20 protein-coding genes are annotated in these 20030 nt (G+C 60.8%); 6 read left to right on the forward strand and 14 right to left on the reverse strand.

What is annotated here, in order from left to right:
* Positions 1-2 precede the first annotated feature (2 nt).
* On the reverse strand, positions 3-485 hold the full coding sequence (locus D3M59_RS02810; RefSeq protein WP_147416687.1) for a hypothetical protein: 483 nt from the start codon (positions 483-485) through the stop codon (positions 3-5).
* A gap of 419 nt (positions 486-904) precedes the next feature.
* Positions 905-1609 (reverse strand): acyl carrier protein, encoded by a 705-nt coding sequence (locus tag D3M59_RS02815; RefSeq protein ID WP_119531394.1) that lies wholly within the window; start codon positions 1607-1609, stop codon positions 905-907.
* Between the two features lie 129 nt (positions 1610-1738).
* Between D3M59_RS02815 and D3M59_RS02820 the strand changes: the two genes are divergently transcribed.
* The gene (locus tag D3M59_RS02820; RefSeq protein WP_119531396.1) at positions 1739-2836 is read left to right on the forward strand and encodes a hypothetical protein; all 1098 of its coding nucleotides are present in this window, start codon (positions 1739-1741) and stop codon (positions 2834-2836) included.
* 117 nt (positions 2837-2953) lie between these two features.
* Here the strand turns inward: D3M59_RS02820 and D3M59_RS02825 are convergent, their stop codons facing one another.
* Positions 2954-3613 (reverse strand): recombinase family protein, encoded by a 660-nt coding sequence (locus D3M59_RS02825; protein WP_119531398.1) that lies wholly within the window; start codon positions 3611-3613, stop codon positions 2954-2956.
* Positions 3614-4603: 990 nt separating this feature from the next.
* Between D3M59_RS02825 and D3M59_RS02835 the strand changes: the two genes are divergently transcribed.
* The 3 genes from D3M59_RS02835 to D3M59_RS02845 all read left to right on the forward strand — a co-directional run bounded on the left by D3M59_RS02835 (position 4604) and on the right by D3M59_RS02845 (position 8380).
* On the forward strand, positions 4604-4807 hold the full coding sequence (locus D3M59_RS02835; protein ID WP_119531402.1) for a hypothetical protein: 204 nt from the start codon (positions 4604-4606) through the stop codon (positions 4805-4807).
* The gene (locus tag D3M59_RS02840; protein WP_119531404.1) at positions 4782-7298 is read left to right on the forward strand and encodes an AAA family ATPase; all 2517 of its coding nucleotides are present in this window, start codon (positions 4782-4784) and stop codon (positions 7296-7298) included. Before D3M59_RS02835 ends, D3M59_RS02840 begins: the two co-directional genes overlap by 26 nt.
* Positions 7299-7504: 206 nt before the next feature.
* Positions 7505-8380, forward strand: a complete 876-nt coding sequence (locus D3M59_RS02845) for an ROK family protein (RefSeq protein ID WP_119531406.1) — start codon at positions 7505-7507, stop codon at positions 8378-8380.
* 68 nt (positions 8381-8448) lie between these two features.
* On the opposite strand, the gene D3M59_RS02850 is transcribed toward D3M59_RS02845, so the two are convergent.
* Positions 8449-8610 carry a Flp family type IVb pilin gene (locus D3M59_RS02850; RefSeq protein WP_119531408.1) on the reverse strand — a complete coding sequence of 54 codons (162 nt, stop codon included), beginning with the start codon at positions 8608-8610 and terminating at the stop codon, positions 8449-8451.
* Between the two features lie 156 nt (positions 8611-8766).
* Positions 8767-10782, reverse strand: coding sequence for a transglycosylase domain-containing protein (locus D3M59_RS02855; RefSeq protein ID WP_119531410.1), 2016 nt, complete (start codon positions 10780-10782; stop codon positions 8767-8769).
* Positions 10783-10903: 121 nt separating this feature from the next.
* Here D3M59_RS02855 and D3M59_RS02860 point away from each other — a divergent pair, with 121 nt between their 5' ends.
* Positions 10904-12403 carry an ABC transporter substrate-binding protein gene (locus D3M59_RS02860; RefSeq protein ID WP_158581930.1) on the forward strand — a complete coding sequence of 500 codons (1500 nt, stop codon included), beginning with the start codon at positions 10904-10906 and terminating at the stop codon, positions 12401-12403.
* A complete protein-coding gene (locus tag D3M59_RS02865; RefSeq protein ID WP_407695422.1) occupies positions 12400-12843 on the forward strand; it encodes a DUF4112 domain-containing protein in 444 nt (147 codons plus the stop codon). The genes D3M59_RS02860 and D3M59_RS02865 overlap by 4 nt, the downstream gene beginning before the upstream one ends.
* Here the strand turns inward: D3M59_RS02865 and nadA are convergent.
* The 9 genes from nadA to D3M59_RS02910 all read right to left on the reverse strand — a co-directional run bounded on the left by nadA (position 12840) and on the right by D3M59_RS02910 (position 20015).
* Positions 12840-13832, reverse strand: coding sequence for a quinolinate synthase NadA (gene nadA / locus D3M59_RS02870; protein WP_119531414.1), 993 nt, complete (start codon positions 13830-13832; stop codon positions 12840-12842). The two genes, D3M59_RS02865 and nadA, sit on opposite strands and share 4 nt — an antisense overlap.
* Positions 13833-13852: 20 nt before the next feature.
* Positions 13853-14572, reverse strand: coding sequence for a DUF4230 domain-containing protein (locus tag D3M59_RS02875; protein WP_119531416.1), 720 nt, complete (start codon positions 14570-14572; stop codon positions 13853-13855).
* A complete protein-coding gene (locus D3M59_RS02880) occupies positions 14545-15411 on the reverse strand; it encodes an MBL fold metallo-hydrolase (protein WP_119531418.1) in 867 nt (288 codons plus the stop codon). Before D3M59_RS02880 ends, D3M59_RS02875 begins: the two co-directional genes overlap by 28 nt.
* Positions 15412-15450: 39 nt before the next feature.
* Complete coding sequence (locus D3M59_RS02885) at positions 15451-16707, reverse strand: glycosyltransferase (RefSeq protein WP_158581931.1); 1257 nt, start codon at positions 16705-16707, stop codon at positions 15451-15453.
* 175 nt (positions 16708-16882) lie between these two features.
* Entirely contained in the window at positions 16883-18433 is a 1551-nt protein-coding gene (locus tag D3M59_RS02890) for a M56 family metallopeptidase (protein WP_119531422.1), read from the reverse strand.
* The gene (locus D3M59_RS02895) at positions 18430-18801 is read right to left on the reverse strand and encodes a BlaI/MecI/CopY family transcriptional regulator (protein ID WP_119531424.1); all 372 of its coding nucleotides are present in this window, start codon (positions 18799-18801) and stop codon (positions 18430-18432) included. The genes D3M59_RS02890 and D3M59_RS02895 overlap by 4 nt, the downstream gene beginning before the upstream one ends.
* Positions 18802-19127: 326 nt before the next feature.
* On the reverse strand, positions 19128-19442 hold the full coding sequence (gene grxD, locus D3M59_RS02900) for a Grx4 family monothiol glutaredoxin (protein WP_119531426.1): 315 nt from the start codon (positions 19440-19442) through the stop codon (positions 19128-19130).
* Positions 19439-19684 carry a BolA family protein gene (locus tag D3M59_RS02905; RefSeq protein ID WP_119531428.1) on the reverse strand — a complete coding sequence of 82 codons (246 nt, stop codon included), beginning with the start codon at positions 19682-19684 and terminating at the stop codon, positions 19439-19441. The genes grxD and D3M59_RS02905 overlap by 4 nt, the downstream gene beginning before the upstream one ends.
* Before the next feature lie 4 nt (positions 19685-19688).
* Positions 19689-20015, reverse strand: a complete 327-nt coding sequence (locus D3M59_RS02910) for a DUF1476 domain-containing protein (protein ID WP_119531430.1) — start codon at positions 20013-20015, stop codon at positions 19689-19691.
* Positions 20016-20030: the final 15 nt, after the last annotated feature.

Consider the following 20030-nt stretch of genomic DNA (forward strand, 5'->3'; position numbering starts at 1 on the left):
CTTTACGCTTGGGCGGTTTTCCGAGCGGCCTTGCTCTTGGCCCTTTCCAAGTAGCCGCACACGTAGCCGATCGAGGATGTGATGCACTGCTCGCCAGCTTCCCGCCATTGCTCCCGTAGCTGCATGGCCCTCTTTTTAATCCGGCTCTGCCGACTTCGGTGGAAGGCCACGTATGGTGCTTCCAGTGGGTTGCCATCGGGGTCAGGCAAGCCAGCCAGAGCAGCCCGAGCAATCATGTAGAACTCGACTTCCTCCTTGAGCCGCTTAGTCAGTGCCGGGTCCAGCTTTGCCTCTGGCCTGATCGTTAGCCAGCCTACCACTGCTGACCATTCGGCCCGCTCAATCGCTGCCTCTCCCATAGAACCCAGCCGCTGCTTCAGTTCGTCTCTGGTCTTTGCAGCCTCTGGTGGCTTACCCGTTAGGGCGTCCATGGGGATGCCCAGGAACTTCGATACTCCGATCACCTTGTCACTCAGGTCACTCATTATCAGTCTGTCATCCATAGGAGCTTCAATGGCTCCTATTGGGACCCATTCATTCGTACAATCTATATGAACCAGAGGGGCCTAGTGGGATGGAGTTAGTCGGCTCTCCCCCCATGATCTATCATTGGTACAATGGGATTACCCATGGGGTTACCTGAAATAGATACAGAGGGTGATGCCGGAATGTCATGAACCGTCGGGTCGCTGAGTGGTCTGTGAGCAGCCGGTGACGCCAAACCGCGAAGCGGCCTCTCCCAAGCGTCATGATGTTTCAAGTCGTCCCCGACCGCGCCAGAAAATGGTTTCCTGTGCTTGATGGTACCGATTTAAATGCCCTGATTTTCCAGTGAGTTATGACGGAATAGTCAAACCTCATAGGACACCGCTATAACTATCTGAAAGATGAGGATTTTTACGCCCTACGCTTGTTTGAGAGCCTCTTCCAAGCTCCGGCGATGCAGGAAGGTATCAGGCCCAATCTGGTCGGGTGGAAGCGTGCCATGCTCGGCAGCCAGAGCGGCAAGGACCGACCAACGGTCGGCAGGTCGCCCACCGGCATCCCTCAAGCTATTCGAGTTCAGCGGAACGGTTCTCCGCACCAAGTCTGCCACGGTGACAAACCCAGCCGGAAAGCGGCCCGGGTCAAGTCGGAGCAACGGCAGGCCCGCAAGCGCGATCAGGCCGAAGATGCTGCTTACAATCCAGTGGCCCGTGAGCAGGGCGACGATTGCCGCGATTATGCCTCCGACCAACAGGCCGCCACCCATCATGCCGAGCCATGTTAGTTCGTAAGACGGAAGCCTAAGGCCCGTTTCATCGGCCAGCTTCTTGAACATGCGGCTAGGCTGCATCCCGCTGGCGGCCAGCGCCGTGTCGGGCGTGATACCGCGCTTGTCGTCCGGGGAAAGCGAACGCCGCATCCGGTAGAACACCATGGATGAGCCGCAGCTACCGTCCTGGCCATTCCAATCGGGCGAGTGGCTGCACACCACGTCGTACAAGCCACCAACCGTGGCGCATTGCTCGGCTTCTTCATTCGCAATCTTAATGCCGAAAGTAGCTTCGACCTCTTCGAGCAGATCGATCGCACCCCATTCCGGGTCGAGGTCTAGTGAGTTGGCCATGCTCTGATAATGCGCCCAAGTACATCCGGTCGCAACTCGACTGCTAGACGACAGGTCGTTGAGTGGGCTGGAGCGACAGTTCAACCGGCAGGCATTGACGACCAGCGCCCGTCAGGCATCATTCCAGCCATGAACTGGACTAGTCCTGCAAAGCGTCGCCTCATCTTCGTGAGTGCCGCCATTATTGCCGCAACTGCCGCTGCTACCGTTTATGCCTGTAGCAGCCAGTCAGCCTCAAGCGACGATACCGAAGAAAGTGAAATGCAGCCCATAAAGAGCGCGGTCTACGTCAACGACCGTCTTTGGCTGCTGCATGATGATGGCTCGCTGGTTTCACTAGGCCCGAGCGATGCCAAACCCGAAAAGGTCACTGCACCGGGCAAGCTGATCGAAATCTGCAAGCTGGGTGGCTCGTTGGTCGCTGTCGCCTCAGGTGCAAACGCATGGACGGTCGAACAACAACAAAGTGCTGGTTGGGTTGTAAGGGCCAAGCTGCCAACTGAGGGCGATAGCATTGCGGCGATTGGCTGCGATGGCTCCGCCAATGTCGTTACCGTTGTAACAAACAAGCGAGTGCTTGATGTAGCAGGGGACACCGTTCGTACTCTCAAACTCAAGCAGGAACTTAAGCCCCCGTTCGCTAATGGCATTGCTCTGGCCACGTCGGATGCAGTTTGGTTGGGGTTCAATGTTGGCGAGTGGGGAGGCGGGCTAAAGCGCATTGCTCGCAGTGGCGGGCAGGTTCAGGCCGTTGCCCGCAACAGGTCGGGGGAACTCTGTGGCGGTCCGCTAAACACCGAGTGCGACCCTGTGACTGGCATTGTTTCCGCGCCATGGGACAGATCTTGCGTGGTTGCCTCTATCGGCCTTGTCCACATGATGTCGCATGGGCGGCTCGTTGAAGTCTGCGGTAACGACGTTAGGCGGCTCTATTTCAAGGCTCTCGACCCCCAGCCCCCTAACAACAGGCTAGACGACGGAGAGCCGGCCAGCACCGTGGCCTTCTTCGGACTGCAAGGTGCGCCAAGTAGCCTTTGGGCGGTTGGTCTTGATGGCCTCTATCGATTTGATGGCAAACAGTCCCCTACGTTCCAGCCCCTTCCGAAGTTTGAGAATAAGGGCGGCTACTGGGTCAGCTTTGACGTGCCTGGGGTTGCTCTTGTCATGACTGATGTGAACCAGCGCCTATCAATGAGCGGGTCAGTACCGATCATGGCCGTCCGCTAGACTTTCCTGCGTTTCGGAACAGCCGATTTTCGAGGCCGTGGAGTGCCGACAGCGCACCTTGGCCAGTTCGCGTAGCGCGGGCAGCTGAGAACGTGCTGGATGGCGTTCCAAGGCCGTTTATGAGGCTCCCGAACTGGCGATCACCCGCGCAACTTGCGTGGCCTTCCATTTGCCCCCTCGGCTAGTGCGGACGCCATTCGCATTGAGATGCCGCGCCAGTTCGGAAAGGCCGGTCACACCTTGCCGTTGAAGATCGGCGATAGCCTCCCCCACGCGAGTATTGAACGACTGCGCTTGCTTCCGCTTTGCTGCGGTACCCAATGCGGGGTTGACCTTAACTCCGCGAAACCCGCCGAGCCTGGCACCTCTCGCCTTCGCCGCCTGCAATGCTGCCTTGGTGCGCTCGGAAATCATGTTCCGCTCATGCTCAGCCATGGCCGCGTAAATGTGGACAGTCAGGCGGCTGGCGCTTGGCTGGTCGCAGGCCACAAAGTCCACCTTGCTATCCATTAGCTGGGCAATGAACGACACCGCACGGGACAGGCGGTCTAGCTTGGCAACCAGTAGCGTTGCGCCCGTAAGCTCGACATGCCGTAATGCCTTGGCCAGTTCCGGCCGGTCGCTATCCGCTCCGCTCTCAATCTCAACGAACGTAGCTAGCAGTTGATCGTCGGGCCTTAGATACTGTTGGATAGCAGCCTCTTGCGCCTCTAACCCTAGCCCCGAGCTTCCCTGCTTGGCAGTCGATACGCGGACATACGCAACAAACTTGGCCATTGACTGTCCCCTTTCACGTTACAGTCTACGGTCGTTGACTGTAATGTAAAGGCCTGATGAACCCCGTGCATTCCGTGTCCTTAGGGGGGCATGGGGGGAACTCGCCGCCTGATTGTTGTGAGTTGGCCTTTTGCGTAAGCGCGCCGGACATAGGTCGTTAAGTGCCGACGAGACGCCGAGAGCTAGCTGTCCCTATTCATCTTCCGTGGTCGGTACTCGGCCCATCTCCAAGTGTCCGGGTCCGGTAAGGCAACTCGAAGCAATGGAACGCCACACGTTTCGCACCTAAGTCTCAATGTCCTTACGGTGGACAGTTTCGTCTGCGGTTCCCTGCCCTCTAATGGCACTGGGGCCATGTAACCGCACCTATCGCATTGCAGACTGAGTTGGATTTCGTCCTCAAGTGCTTCGGCAACTGTAAAATCCCAAAGCCGATCAATCGGCACCGATGCTAGACCGTTGGGCGGCTCCCTTGTTCGATGTTCTGACCATTGATTTGCTAGCTCGTAACCGAGCCATACATACCGTCGCGCCCAAACGGTTTCAGCGATTAGGGCAGTGAGACAACTGGGCGCGGTGTCGATTATCTCAAATCGAGGAACGACCCATTTGGCCATGATCTTCTTGAGCCGGCCCGTCTTGATGCCGCTGTCTGTCGAACCTCCGCCAGCGTCACGCATGTGATTATCGGCGCGAACCCGAACCTGCTTGCTTTCGCCGACATAGACCGGCGGCCCATACTTAAATCGCCCTCGATGATCTTGCAGCGAAGGGTCATGAATGGCGTAGATGACGTGACCCTGGCCCTCTGCGAGGCTGCCTATTCTGTCGACCTCCGCCCTAATCTCAGCCTGAAAAGCGCGAAGCCGTGGATCTTTTGTGTAACGCCGCACGCCTTTGACATGCCGTCTAATGACTTGTCACTCAAGGGAAGTTGTATTTAGTCTACCATCGCTCGGTTGCTTGTTGATTGCTGGAGGATGCGCGTCCGTGACAACCGATAGCATTGTAGATGCCAACCCCAGCAACTTCGATCGGCTGCGAGCGCACCTGTCGGCGGAAGGTCTGGCTTGCCACCTCTTAGACGGCTGGCTCGCAGACCGTACGAAGTCCGCCGAGGAACTCCTCTCCGACCTCGAAGCATTTTACGACAGCAAGGAACCCGACGTTGCGGCCCAACATCAAGAGGGTTGAAGTCCAAGGCTTCAGAAGCTTCGGCAGCGGTCGTCAATCAGTCGACCTATCGGACACAGTATCGGCGTTTTGGGGCGGGAATAGCCAAGGCAAGACCAGCCTTGCCGAGGCATTTGAGTTCCTGCTCACTGGCCAGATTATCCGCCGCGACATGCAAGGAAGTTCAAAAGATGAGTTCTCAGACGCCCTTCGTAATGCACATCTAGCAAGCACCGCCTTGGTCCAGGTCGCTGCCGACATTGCGTGCGCGGATGGCATAACGAGGAAGCTAACTCGCACGTTGGTTGGGGACTACAACAAGTCCACTACAGCCTGCACAAGCAAGCTCGAAATCGACGGAAAGCCAGCGGCGGAGCCAGACCTCCAATCAGTTTTGGGCATCAAGCTTTCGCAGCGTCCTCTGCAAGCGCCCGTCTTAGCGCAGCATACTTTAGGGTACGTTTTCTCCACCCCGCCGAACGATCGAGCAACCTACTTTCGCGCTGTTCTCGACACACAAGACCTTGAAGATTTTCGTCAAGCCGTGGCGAGCCTTAGTCCACTACTATCGACGCCAGAGCTAGAGGGGCTGCGCAATCTCGCGGCGGTTGAGGGTATCACGTCGGACCTTCCATCCGCTGCGCTTATCCGACGCTCCGAGACGTTAGAAAGCGCATCGACTGCTCTAGGGGACACGGTCAGTGAACTGTTAGCTTCGATTTCCGTCACCCCTGAAGGGCCGCTTGCTAACCGCGCCAATCAACTTGAACAGTCACTTGAGGTCATACAGTCCAAAACGTTTCCGCTAGCGCTGTTTGGACGGAAGGCGGACGTTGCATGGGTAGACCTCCCTCCCAATGCAAAGGATGTCATCCAACAGTTCGAAACCGAAAAGTCCGCAATCGAGCTAGAGGCTAGGCGGTTGGTTGGCCTCTATAGTGCTGCGCTATCTTTGCCTGAAGTCGCTTCTCAGGAGGGTGACGCAGACTGCCCCCTTTGTCTCACGCCCCATGCGTTTACCGAGGCGCGAAGGGATGCGCTCAAGACAGAACTGCAAAAGGCTGAAACGTACCAGTTGGCTGAAGCCAATCTACGGTCGCTTTTGGGTTCGATTGATCATGCTCTTGAGTTGCTATCAACGAATGTCGTGGCTGCGTTGCCCAAGTTAGTCTCGGCTGGCCCATCAGAAAGAAGGTCTGCGGGATTTACGACAGCCAGACTGGTCGAGTTGTCAGGCAATCGCTCCTTAGTTGAGGCGTGGACCCGTGCGCTGCTCAAACTCTGTCGGGTAGCCTATGCTCTGTTGCGTGTGGTCCGGTCCGCCAAGGCGATGGTGCAGTCGCTCCTAGATGACATTGAGAAATGGCAAGGCGCGGAACCTCTATCCGCTTTGCTGCGCGAGGCACGACGATTGTGTGCCGCACTTCAAGAAGAGGCTGCCGAGTACGCCGGTCCGACCCAAGCAGTCTATGAGCCGATTAAGAAAGTCGTCGACCAAAGCACCATCACCACAGGCTGGAGCGCTCTAATCGATTGTTGCACCAACCCGCGATCACTTGTGGCCGACTTAGATACGGCTCGCCGCCTTGAAGCCAGGCGTAAGGATTTGGAAAAGGCGTTGAAGGAAATCGATGCAGCCAACGGCAAGGTTCAGGACGAGAAACTGTCGGACCTTAGTTCTCAAGTTGTTGAGTGGTGGGAAAGGTTGCGCCCTGAGGAAAGCACCTACTTTGAAGGCGTACAGCGCCGCAGTCCCACCGCACGCCGTACTATCGATCTACGAGTTGCGCTTTCGCCCAATGAGGATCGAACGGAGGCCAAACCGAGAAACGCCGTAGCGGTATTAAGTCAGTCCCAACTTCACTGTTTAGGTTTGGCCTTGTTTCTTGCGAGAGCCGTAAAGGAGGGTTCGACCTTTCTTGTTCTCGACGACCCCGTCCTTTCAAGTGACGATGACTTTAGACCCAACTTCAATAGCAGCGTGATTGAAGCCCTTATTGCTCAGGGCATCCAAGTGATCATCCTCACCCAAGACCATAAGAGTTGGAAGGACATTGGCCATCGATGGTCGCATCGTGGCGCGGTTCAGCTACAGATTTTGCGCAGCGACCCACGCATTGGGTCAGAGCTACGTAGCGCAAGCGACACATTGGCAACGATGCTCGGAAAGGCGCAGCCACTGATTAGGTCGCAAGAGCCTGATCAGCGCAAAGAAGGGGCCATGATGTTGAGGCAGGCGATAGAACGCTTCAGCAAAGAGCTTATTGTGAGGGATAGAGTTAGTCGCGGTGACAGCAATGCGTCGATCACTGACTATGACGGCAAGGACTTCGGCACGTACAGTGCGCAGGCTCACAGCTTGCTCAGCAAAGACCCAGCGGACCCCGGCAAACTCACTGCCGCTTATGCAAACGTTACCTCCGGTCCCCACGACGATGTGCCACCTTCGTTGGCACAACTAGTCCATGCCAGTGGCGACATTAGGAAACTGAAAAAGGACTATCTCCCCTAAGTCGCGTGCGGAAACGATTGCCCAATACCCCGAACTGTTACATGTGGGTGTTCCATCGGTAACAACCGCTTGGAAAAATGTCTTTGTTTTCCAATGGTTGGGCGAGGCTAGTTCGATCCCCCTCGGCTCCACCATCCGGTCGATAAAGGCGCCTTCACGGCGCCTTTTTTGTTGCCAGCGCGCGGCGAAGCCCTGACGGTGAGGCGATGAGCAGATTGGCCGGACTGGAGCTTGGCGGCACCAATGCCGTCGTCGTCCTTGGACACGGAACCAGTATCGTTGACCGTGTCCGCTTCGCGGTGACAACGCCGGACGAAACGCTAGCACTCGTCGAAGGCCAGCTTGAGACGTGGCGGCAATCGGGGCCGCTCGATGCGCTCGGTATTGCCAGCTTCGGGCCCGTGGGCACTCGCCTCGATCTCCCAACCTATGGCCGCATCATTCGGACACCCAAGCCAGGATGGGATGGCGCCGACCTGCTAGGAAAGTTGGCGCCGCTCATCGATGGCCCTTCCTCGGTCCAGACCGATGTGACCGCTGCTGCTTTGGCGGAAGGTCGATGGGGCGCGGCGCGCGGCTGCAGCGACCATGCATACATGACCGTCGGCACGGGGGTCGGCGTCGGGATCGTCGCGGGCGGACGGCCGCTGACCGGCGTGCTACACCCCGAGGGCGGGCACATCGGCATCAGGCGGCGGTGGGGAGATGATTTCGCCGGAAGTTGCCCATTTCATGGAGACTGCCTGGAGGGCCTGATTTCGGGAACGGCCATTGCAGCCCGAACAGGGCGAGGCGGCGAAAGCCTGCGCGACGATGATCCCATTTGGACAGAAGTGGTCGATTCGCTCGCCGAGGCGTGCGCGACATTTCTGATGACTCTGGCGTGCGAGAAGATCGTGCTGGGAGGCGGCGTCATCAACCGGCGGCACTGGCTGGTCGATGCGGCCGCCGAACGCTGTGCCTGCAAGCTGGCAAGCTACCTGCCGTTCGTGACTGACCGCGCGCCTTTGTTCGCAGCCAAGCTGGGCGACAATGCAGGCCCGCGCGGCGCCTTGCTCATCGCCGAAGCCTTGCTCGGCTGACCATCATGCAAAAAGAAAGCGGCGGCGCCTTTCGACGCCGCCGCTCCTTTTGGCTAATCGTCCAACGATTAGTCGAGCTGGCTGCCGACTTCGTTGAAGGTGCTGCCGAGGTTGTTACCGATGTTGCCCATCGCGGCAATCGCGGCAACGGCAATGAGGGCGGCAATCAGGCCGTACTCGATCGCGGTCGCACCCTTGTTGTTCTTGATCAGCTTCAGAAACTTCGCCATCTCTGGTCTCCTTCAGGCTCCACAAAGGGGATCCACATTTCCCCACCTTCGCGATTTACGGCGCGTCGGTTGAGGACAGGATTACGGCCCGAAGGGTTGAAAAAGGTTTAAAGCCACCGGTTTCGAAACATTAACCTCGATTTTTTTGACGGGGTCTCAATTTTTTTCGATCAACTGCTCGACCAGATCGATGATTTCGCGGATCGCCTCCCCGCCTTCGCTCCAGTCGTCAGGCAGCGGGCTTTCCCGCTCACGGACCGGTGCTTCGCGCCGCTGCGGCACACGGAACTGCGAGGGAAGCGGTGGCCCGCGGCGGCCGTCGATCGCAATCGCAGGCGACATGAACCGGCGCCAGATTTCCGCCGGAGCGCTCCCCCCGGTGATCTTGCCGAGCGAACCATTGTCGTCGCGGCCAACCCAGACGCCGACCACCAAATTGCCGGCAAAACCGATGAACAGCGCGTCACGGTTGTTCTGTGTCGTGCCCGTCTTGCCGAAGGTCGGCGTCGATAAGGCGGCCCGCCGGCCCGTGCCTTCATTGGCAGCCGCCCACAGCAAGTTGAGCATCGGCGCGCGGTCACGCCGGTCGTCCATCTGCCCGCCCCGCGCGAAAAAGGATGCCAGGGTTCCGCGATCCGCCTCAGTTTCAAGCGGCAGTCCCCGCGGCTCGACCGGATAGCGCCCGCCCGCGATCGCTGCGTAGGCAGAGGTCAGTTCAAGCAGGCTCAGCCCCGACGTACCCAACGAAAGGCTCGGCCGATCGGTCAAAGGTGAATCGATGCCCAGGTCGCGCGCGGCGCGAATCACGTTCTGGCGACCGACCTGCTCGGCAAGCCGGACCGTCGCGGCATTGCTCGATCGGAGAAAGGCTTCGCGAAGCGTGATCGTCCCGCGATAGACGCCGTCGTTGTTGCCCGGCGACCAGCCCTCGACCGTGATCGGCCGGTCCTCGATCATGCTGTCGGGCGTATAGCCGGCGCGGAGCGCGGCAAGGTAAACGAACAGCTTGAAGGCGCTTCCGGGTTGGCGACGGGCCTGCGTGGCGCGATTGAACGGGCTCTTCCCATAGTTACGCCCGCCGACCATCGCGACTACACGCCCGTCGGGGCGCAGCGCCACGAGCGCAGCCTGCGCATCGCCAATATTGGCATTGGCAACGGCGCGGACGGCGAGCCGCTGCAGGTCTGCGTCCAGCGTCGTTTCGACCCTTACCTCACCATAATCGGCGTCGAAGGCTTGCGCGGCCTGCGGCGCGACCCAGTCGGCGAAATAGGTACCGGTCGGTACGCTACTGCTGACGCCGGTGGGGCGCGCTGATTTAGTTGCCTTGGCGCGCTGGAGCGAAATCACGCCGGTGTCAGCCATTGCCTGGAGCACTAGGCGGCTACGCTTCTGGGCGAGCGCCAAATTCCGCGTCGGCGCCAGCCGCGACGGCGCCTGTACCATCCCGGCCAGCATCGCCGACTGAGCGAGCGTCAACCGCTCCGGCTCACGGTCGAAGTAATGACGCGACGCGGCACGAAGGCCATAGACGCCATCCCCGAAATAAACGCTGGAAAGATAGCGCGACAAGATCTCGTCCTTGGTGAGCCAGGCTTCCAGCCAGAAGGCGATGATGACCTCCTGCGCTTTCCGCTTCATCGAACGGTCCGACGACAGAAAGCTGGTTTTTGCGAGTTGCTGGGTTAACGTTGAGCCCCCTTGACGGACTCCCCCGGCCCGGACGTTCGCGACCATTGCTCGGCCGATCGCGCGCGGATCGATACCCCAGTGGCTCCGGAACCGGCGATCCTCGATCGCGACGAAGGCGGCAGGGGTCATGGGATCCAGCTTTACCGCTTCGACCGGCTCGTCCTTGACCGCGCCGCGCCGGGCTATCGGGCGCCCTTCCTCGCTCACCAGCAACATCGCCGGGTCGTCCAGCGGCTCAAGGGCACGTCCGAGCGGCGCCGTGACGATCAGCCAGATGAGGGTGGCGAGTAGCAGGGCCGCGAAAGCGTTAAAGCCCCAGCGCAACCACCGCCGACGCGGCTTTGCGGGGGGCTCAACGGGCGGGACCGTCCCACCGGTCTGCGAGGTTCCAAACGGATCGGGCAGGTTCTCGACATCCAGGCCCCCACGCTGCCAAATGCCATGGTTACCATCGAATGAGTGGCCGTGATCGTCCGCCATCGTTCCCCTTCGCGGCTGCATCCTCACGCGGCCACACTGCCTTAGTCAGGTAAAACAGTTAGCCACCAATATCCAGTGGTTGATGAACCCCGGTTTAAGTTTAGAACCGCGGCCGATGGTCATGCGATTTTCCCGACGCCTGCCGCTTTTCGTTTCGCTAGCTGCGCTTTTGACCTGCGCCGCATGCGGGCGAGATGACGACGGGGTCACGCAGGTCGGAGTCATCGGACCGGACCCCAAGCTGGTCGAGACGGTCACGTCGCCACTGACCGCGGGCGACGCGCTGGTCCGTTCCAACCTGGCGCAAGGCCTCGTTCGCTTCGACGAGCGCGGGCAGATTGTGCCGGGCCTGGCCGAACGCTGGAATGTCAGCGACGATGGACTGAGCTATATCTTCCGGCTGCAGAACTCGAAGTGGCCTGACGATCGCAAAATCAAGGCCAACGAGATTGCCCGAATTCTGAGTCGCCAGCTTCGTCAGGTCAGCACCAACCCGCTGAAGGATACGATGGGCGCGGTGACCGAGGTCGTTGCAATGACTGATCGCGTAATCGAGATGCGCCTTGCCGCCCCTCGCCCCAACCTCCTCCAGCTTCTGGCCCAGCCCGAATTCGGCCTGGTCCGTGCCGGCGTGGGTACTGGCCCCTTTATTCCTGCCACCGCCGAACAGGTCGCGTCCGCGAGGCCGGAGGAGATCGAAGGCGGCATGTTCATCACCCACCGGATCCGGTTGGCCGACGCAAAGGATCCGATCGAGCGTGCACACATCATCGGAGGTGACGCCAAGGCGCTGGTCGCCGGCTTTGCCGCCGGAACGATTGACCTAGTCCTCGGTGGCACGGTGGGCGACCTTCCGATTGCGATGCGGGCGAAGGTTCCTCGCGGGGCGCTGCGGTTCGATCCCGTGGCAGGCCTTTTCGGTCTCGCTCCTACCAGGCGGAGCGAGGTTCTTCAGGACGAGGACGTGCGGCAGTTACTCAGCCGGGCAATAGACCGCACGGCCTTGGTAGCGGGACTAAATGTCGACGGGCTCGCGCCTCGGGCAACGCTGCTTCAACCGGGGCTGCTGGGAATTGGCACACCGCAACAGCCAGCCTGGCTGGCGGTACCCATGGAAGATCGCCGGGTCGGCCTCGTCGCGGAAGCCAATCGCCAGTTCGGCGACACAGACCGCCCGACGCTTCGCCTATTTCTGCCCGAAGGCGACGGAGGGGAATATTTGCTCGCGCGACTGCGTTTCGATTGGGCTCCGCTAGGCATCAAGGTCGAGCGCGCGCCGAGCGCTGCGTCGGCCGACCTCGTCTGGGTCGACGAGGTCGCGCCATCTTCGTCGCCTGCATGGTTTCTGCGCCGCTTCCGGTGCGACGTCGCGCCGATCTGCGTGGAAGAGGCAGAAGCGGTCCTTGCCGGTGCCCGGACCGCGCCATCTGCTGTGCTGCGCAATGGCTTGCTGCTCGAAGCAGCGCGACTGATGGACAAGGCGCAACTCTTTATCCCGATAGCCGCACCCGTTCGCTGGAATCTCGTTTCAGGGCGCGTCCCGGGCTTTGCCGAGAACCCCTTTGCCCGTCACACGTTGGTGGGCCTCGCAAACACGAAAATTAACGCGGGCACACCATGACCGACACACTCGAAACGCCCACTCCGAAAATGCGCCGGGAGTTTCCCAGCCTGTCGAGCGACGCGGCCGCCGTTCGCCAGCGGATCGAAGGGATGGAAAAAATCCTTGAGCGCATGTTCGTCATTCCGGGCATCAACAAACCGGTCGGCCTGGACGTGCTGCTCGACCTGATCCCCGGCGTCGGTACGATCTCCGCAGCCGCGCTGGGCAGCTACATCGCTTGGGAAGCCCGCAACCTCGGCATGTCCAAGTGGCAGATGGTGCGGATGGGCGGCAACATTGGGTTCGACATGCTGCTAGGTGCCATACCGTGGATAGGTGCGGTGCCAGACTTATTTTTCCGGTCCAACACGCGCAACCTGCGGATCATCAAGCGCCACTTGGACAAGCATCACCCTCATACGAAGATGATCGACGCCCCTCCGCGCTCAGTCCCCTAATATCTTGGCTTGCCAACGTCGCCTTGTCCGACGGTGCGACCGGCCATCTCCAGCATTCGCTCAAGGGGGATGCGAGCCTTTGCCATTGTCTCGTCGTCCAGCTCGATCCGCGGCTTGAGGTCCCGAAGAGCGAGGTAGAGCTTCTCCAGTGTGTTCAGCGCCATGTAGGGGCACATGTTGCAGTTGCAGTTCCCGTCACCCCCGGGAACGCCGATGAACGTCTTGTCCGGCGCGGCCTTTTCCATCTGGTGGATGATGTGCGGTTCAGTCGCGACGAGGATCGTGTTGCTGGGCGAATGGATCGCAAAATCCAGGATCGACTTGGTGCTGCCGACATGGTCGGCATGGTCGATGATATGCGGCGGACATTCGGGATGCGCCGCAACCGGCGCGTCCGGATATTGCGCCTTCAACTTCAGTAGTTCGGTTTCGGAAAATGCCTGGTGGACGATGCAGATGCCCGGCCAAAGCAACATCTCGCGCCCGGTACGCCTCGCGAGGTAGCCGCCGAGATGGCGGTCCGGGCCGAATATGATTTTCTGCTCTTTCGGGATCTGGCTCAGGATAATGTCGGCGCTCGATGAAGTTACGATGATATCGCTCAGCGCTTTTACCGCCGCGGAACAGTTGATGTATGTCAGCGCGATGTGGTCGGGGTGCGCTTCGCGAAAAGCCTTGAACTGGTCGGGCGGGCAGCTGTCTTCCAGGCTGCACCCTGCATCCATGTCAGGGAGTACGACGATCTTCTGCGGCGACAGGATTTTTGCCGTTTCAGCCATGAAACGCACGCCACAAAAGGCGATGACGTCCGCATCCGTCGCTGCTGCTTTCCGCGACAAGTCCAGGCTGTCGCCGACGAAGTCAGCCAGGTCCTGGATTTCGGGCTTCTGATAGTAATGGGCCAGGATGACCGCATTCCGCTCCTTCTTCAGGCGCTGGATTTCGCCAAGAAGGTCGAGGCCCTTCAGGCTTTGGGTCGGGGCGGTCATGATCGGATATCCCTTAAGCGTCAGCGGCGCGTCGCCGCCTCATCGAGCACATCGTTATAGGCGCGGCTGTGGTCAAGGGGTTCGGTAACCGCCGATCCTTCGGTGCGATAGCGGGCGACCACCTTTGCTTTCTCGAATCCCGCCGCCTGCAGTGGCAGCACGAAGCTGCGTTCCACGGCCTGCCGCCCGGCTTCCCGCGCCAGTCGCATCGGCACCGCGGCGCCGGCCTGCTTGCGGAGGTCGGCAACAGCGCGAGCTCGGTTGTTGCGGTCAAGCGCTTGGTCGGCGTCTGTCACCGCCGACAATACGCCCGCCTCGCCGTATTCGCGTGCGGCCGTCAGATCGACTTCCGGCCCGGCGATCTCAATCTCGGGCAGGGTCACGCTCAGAGTATTGCTCGTGGCATTCCAGGCCACATCGTCGGGGCCTAGTTTTGCAAGGTCGAGTTCGTAGCGAACGTCTCCGGGCAAAATCAGCGTCCGTTCTGCACTGACCAAGCCGCCGAAGCGCTCCCGCCGGCTGCTCACTACCGACACATAGCGGGCGACAAACGGGACCAGGCGGTTCTGGGCGCGCATGGATTGCAGCGCTGACGAAGCCACGGTTTCCGGATCAGGTCCCCCGAACAAACGCTTACCGATGTCCAGAGCTCCGCCGACGAACAGGCCGAGAATGAGCGCAATAGCGATCGCTGCAAGGGCCAGCGGCCGGTTCAGTCGTGACGGGGCAGCATCATCCATATTTCACCCTCCCCTTCGTCAACGACTCCGCGCCGCTGTAGGTCCACCAGGTGCGCAAGAACCGATCCGCCGGCGGCCGGCACAAGCCGCTGGTCCAGGCCAGGATAGGCGTTAGCGACGATATCCGGGACGTCGCGCGGCTTCTCTCCCAACAGCCGGAGTATCTGCCGCTCTCGCTGCATGCGATGGCCAATCATGCCTCGAACCAGTTGGGCAGGCTTAGTCACCGCTGGCCCATGAGCGGGATAGAAGATGCGGTCGCTGCGCTCACGAAGCAGGTTGAGGCTCTGCATGTAGGCAGCCATGTCCCCGTCAGGCGGCACGACCACCGTTGTTGACCAGGCCATCACATGGTCGCCCGTCAGCAAGGCATCGCCAAATGCAAAGCAAAGGTGATTGCTGGTATGTCCGGGCGTCGCCACCGCGACCAGCGACTTGCCATCGTCGAAGTCGATCGATTGCCTGTCCTGCAGCACGACGTCGGCCGAATATTCCCTGTCGAAACTAGCATCGGCTCGCGGCCCGATGCCTTCAAGCGCCAGCGGCGCGCAACCAATGATCGGAGCGCCCGTCCGATCCTTCAGCGCTCGGCTCGCCGGCGAATGATCGCGATGCGTATGAGTGCAGGCGATTGCCGCGACGGGCCGCCCGTCGAGCGCAGCAATGATCGCATCGACGTGCTCCGGCAACGCGGGACCCGGGTCGACTACAACCAGCTCGCGCTCCCCGAGGAAATAGGTTTGCGTACCGAAATAGGTGAACGGCGACGGATTGCGCGCGAGCAGCCGGGCGATGCCCGGCTCCAGCTGCTCCGCGAAGGCGTATGGCGCGTCAATCACGCGCGCCTCCTGCCATGCCCCTTCCCAATGGGCAAAGGCTTAGGTGCGCGCGAAGGCGCCCGATCCGACAGCTGCACCTGCGACCGCGCGCTCGGCGGCGCGTAGCGCCGCCTTCGAATAGACGTGCCCGAACAAGCGCTCCATGCTCTGGTCCCAGCTGAATTGAAGCGCATGAGCCCGCGCCTGCTCGCCCATCCTACGCATGTCGCCGCCAAGTACCGAAAGAATGTTAGCTGCCATGATCTCGCCGTCACCAACCTTGCCGACCAGCCCGAGGCCTTCTGGCACGCGATCGATCATCGCGCCCGCCGCAACCCCGACCACGGGCAGGCCAGACGCTTGCGCTTCAATGATGGAAATACCGAATGTCTCGTCTGCCATGCCCGATACATAGAGATCCGCACTTGCCAGCCACGCCGCAAGGTCACTTCGGTCGTCGCAATATCCCGGCGCGTAGATCCGTTCCTGCTCCCGGCCCGCGAATTGTTCGCGATACGGCCCGTCACCCAGCAACAGCAGCGCTGCTCCCAGTGAATCTGGAAGGCGCTTGAAAGCATCCACCACAACATCCGGGCGCTTCTCGCCGTCCAGCCGACCGGCGTAAATCAGCAACGGCTGGCCATCGCCCAGATTTAGCCGGCGTCGAAGGCGCAGATCGCGCTTGTCCGGTGAAAACTGGCCGAGCTCCACACCCAGCGGGACGACATCCACATCAGGCACGCCCAATGCGCGAAGCTTGGTTGCACCGCCATTCTCGCTCATTGCGAACACGGAATCGAACCGGCGGTACAGCTTGCCGCAATAGTTATAGCAAAGGCGCGAGGCCGCCTCGCCCGTCGCCTTACCCAGCCAGCGCGAGAAAGGGCGGCGGACATAGACTGTCGGGAAGTCGGTGCAATAGGCCGCGACCAGCGCCGTGCGCGGGTAGTGCCGCGAATGACCTATGGCGGCCCAAGGCAAATTATAGGCATCCTGGCATTCGATCAGGTCGGGCCGATGCTCGCCCAGCAGCGACCGGACCGCGCGGTTGCGAAGCAAGAGCCGGTAGTGCGGACTTCCCGGCACCTTCGGCGAAGCGACAAAGCAAGTGATTGCCCGACCGCCATGTTCGACCTGCACCATGTCCCGCGATCCGGGTACGATCATCAGGTGGCGGTGACGGGTTCGGTCAAGGATGTGCCGGCGCTTGTGGCGCAGGTAGGTCCCGACGCCGCCGCCAACGTCCGACCAGCTTTGCGTCAGGTCGGCGTAAAGCCGCCCATCTTCTGGACCAAGAAAAGGGTCGTGCCGTGACATGCCGCCTCCAACCCCCGGAGCGCGCATTGGTGCCGAGGCATCGGCCTGTCAATTTCCGTTTGAGGTGCGCCGTTCTTTTCCGCCCATGAAATGGGGCGCCGCGGGCAGCCTCCTAGCCCGCGGCGCCCCGCAACAAGGCTTCGCCCGGAGGCAAGAGCCATTGCCGCTTCGAGCTTTAGTCGTCCTGGCTCAGCGCTTCGATCCGGTCGAGTTCGGCTTCCGCAGAGCGGACACCCTGCTCGGCCGCCGCGATGCCGGCTGCAATTTGCTTCTCGTCGAGGGATGCCAGCGCCTCCCGCGTGATGCGTTCGACATCGATGGCCTCAACGGAGCGCATGGCAGCCCGGACGGTCGCCTTAATTTGCTCGGGGTCTTGTCCCCCGCGGCGAATCTCGGTGGAATTGCGATCGATCTCGGCCATGGCCCGGGCCACCTCGGCCCGGGACCGAGCGAGGTCGCGGCGCAGTTCTGCCTTGTCGAGTTGTGCGCCGCGGATTGCTTCGCGAACATCGCGCTCGATCTGGGCGCGATCGATCTGGACGCGCGATAAGCTTTGGCGCGCCTCGGCGATCGAACGGCGGACTTCCGCCTTTTCGGCCGGGGTCAGCTCGCTGAATTTCCTCCGCTTTCCGTCCATCATGAACGTACCATCCTCAATGTTGAGCGGGCGCGACGCCTCGACAGCGGCGACCGCTGCGACGGGCGCAACCGGTGCGGCGGCGGAGACGGAGGCGGCAGCGGCGACGGGGGCTACCGTTGCGACCGGAGAATCGAGAGCCTTGGGTGCGGTCCGGGCGGCAATGTCGACATATTCGACGGCGCGAGTTGCGGTGAGCGGCAGTGCGACGGCAACGCCGACGAGCACCATCAGGCGCCCGGCCAGCCGACGTCCGGCGGTGGGATGGGTAAGCATGGAATGTAGCCTCCTTTTGAGGGTGTTTCGATGATCGAGCGCGGCCGCGAACAGCAGCGCCCTTCCCGAAGCGGCCTTGGCGATCGCGCGGCCGTAGGCGGCACGGTCGTCGGCACTGGCCTTGTCCAGCACCCGGGCGTCGCACGCGGCTTCCTGGTCGAAGCGGAAAGCGGCGTGGGCGACCCAAGCGAGCGGATTGAACCACTGGAGGCAGAGGAGGACAAAAGCGAAGAAGTTGGCGATAAGGTCGCCGGAACGGTGGTGAGAAATTTCGTGCGCCAGAGCGAGGTGCTGCTCGCGTTCCCCAAAGCGCTGGTCGAAGTCGACGGGGACCGCGATCACGCGGTCGGCGATGCCAAACGCTAGCGGCCCGCTGACATCGGCCGACGAGACAAGCCTGATAGACCCGATCCGCGCCCGCTCGGTGCTGCGGTCGAGAATGACCGCACGCTGGCGATGGAACGACCATAACCCGCGAAGAAACAGGCCCAGAGAGACACCGAACCACACGGTCAGGACGATCGTCGTCCAGCCGCCAAGCTGCTCGATCAGGCCTGGTTCGGCCGCGACCGCTGCCAGTAACCTCGGCTCAGCAAGCACTTCCGGGACGAACGGCTGGATGGGCGACGTCTCGATCACGGGACGCTCGATCGTCGTCGTAATCGTCGGCATCAGCAGGCGCGCCGCCGGAATAAGCCACAGTGCGTAGGCCACGCGCGCTCCGAAGCGTTGCCGCACCGGCTCACGAAGCAAAAGGACCAGGATAATCAGCGCGGACGTCGCCAGGAACGTCCCAAGTGCCCAGTCGATCATGATTTCAGCTCCCTCAAGAGCGCCTCTATTTCGGCGATATCCGCGTCATCGAGGCCATCTTCTTCCGCCAACCGAGCGACTAGCGGCGATAGACGGCCCCCGAACAGCCGTTCGACGAACCGCTTGGATTCATGGCCGACATAGGCCTCACGTTCGATCGCGGGCGAATAAAGGAAACGGCGCCCCTCCTCGCTGTGCGAGACGGCGCCCTTGGTGACGAGCCGGGACAACATCGTCTTGACGGTTGCCAGCGACCAGTCGCGCATTGCTCCGATCCGTTCGAACACGTCAGCAGCGGTCAGCGGATCATCCGCTTCCCACAACGCTTCCATCACGTCGAGTTCGCCGTCGCTGATGCGCTTATCCATGAGCCAACCTTTCGATTACAACTGTAAGCGTAACGACTACAGTTGTAAACATTGAAAATCGGGGACGCTGACATTGTCGGAATATTTTACGTTTCGCTGCGTTGGCGGAATAGCGAAGCGTGAATTTTCGCTAGTTTTTGGACGTTTTTTCAAATTGGCACATGGGCTGCAATAACGATGGTGTCCACTTGGTTCCACGCCAAAACAAAGGGGACGGCGACAGCGGTTTTCTGGTCCCGCGTCGCCGTCCCCTTTTAGTTTGCAGACTCGTGCGGGGCTGGGTCGCTTCTCAGTCACTATCAAGTCGATAGCTGACCCCCGAAGCGTCAGGCGTCCGCCGCCACCAGTTGCTGAAGCTCGCCGCTTTCGAACATCTCCATCATAATGTCCGAGCCGCCTACGAATTCGCCTTTCACGTAAAGCTGCGGGATCGTCGGCCAGTCGGAATATTCCTTGATGCTGCTGCGTATTTCCTGGTCCTGCAGCACGTCGACCGTTTCGAACGGCACGCCAAGGTGGTCGAGGATCGCCACCGCGCGGCTGGAAAAGCCGCACTGCGGGAACAGCGCGCTGCCCTTCATGAACAAGACGACCTCATGGCCTTTCACGAGCGCCTCGATGCGCTGCTTTACGTCAGTCATTCATGGTCTCCGCTTGGCACCGCAGTCTCAAGCTGCAGCGCATGTAATTCTTCACCCATTCGCCCACCGAGCGACTTGTATACCATTTGGTGCTGCCTCACTCTGCTCATCCCGGCGAAACTCGGGGAGATGACACGGGCGGCATAATGGTCGCCGTCGCCAGCCAAGTCCCGGATTTCCACCACGGCATCCGGAATGGCGGCGCGGATCATCGCCTCGATATCGTTGGCGGCCATCGCCATCGGATTAGTCCAGCGACTCAATTAGCTGGCGGCGTGCCTCGACCTGCTTGTGCCCCAGCGTCTCGCGGATCTTCGCTTCGTCAGCGTCCACGCCCGCAGCCGTCAGGTCGCCCAGAACCTTGCGGATGACGTCCTCGTCCCCCGCTTCTTCGAAGTCCGCGCGAACGACGTCCTTAGCATAGGCCTCCGTTTCGACCTCAGACAGGTTCATCAGACGGGCTGCCCATTCGCCCAGCAATCGGTTGCGACGGGCAATGATGCGAAACTGCATTTCCTCGTCACGAGCGAACTTGGCCTCGAAAGCGCGTTCGCGATCGTCGAATTGGGTCATGGGTCTTCCTTAGCT

The organism is Sphingomonas edaphi (genome assembly GCF_003583725.1).
Taxonomy (GTDB): domain Bacteria; phylum Pseudomonadota; class Alphaproteobacteria; order Sphingomonadales; family Sphingomonadaceae; genus Sphingomicrobium; species Sphingomicrobium edaphi.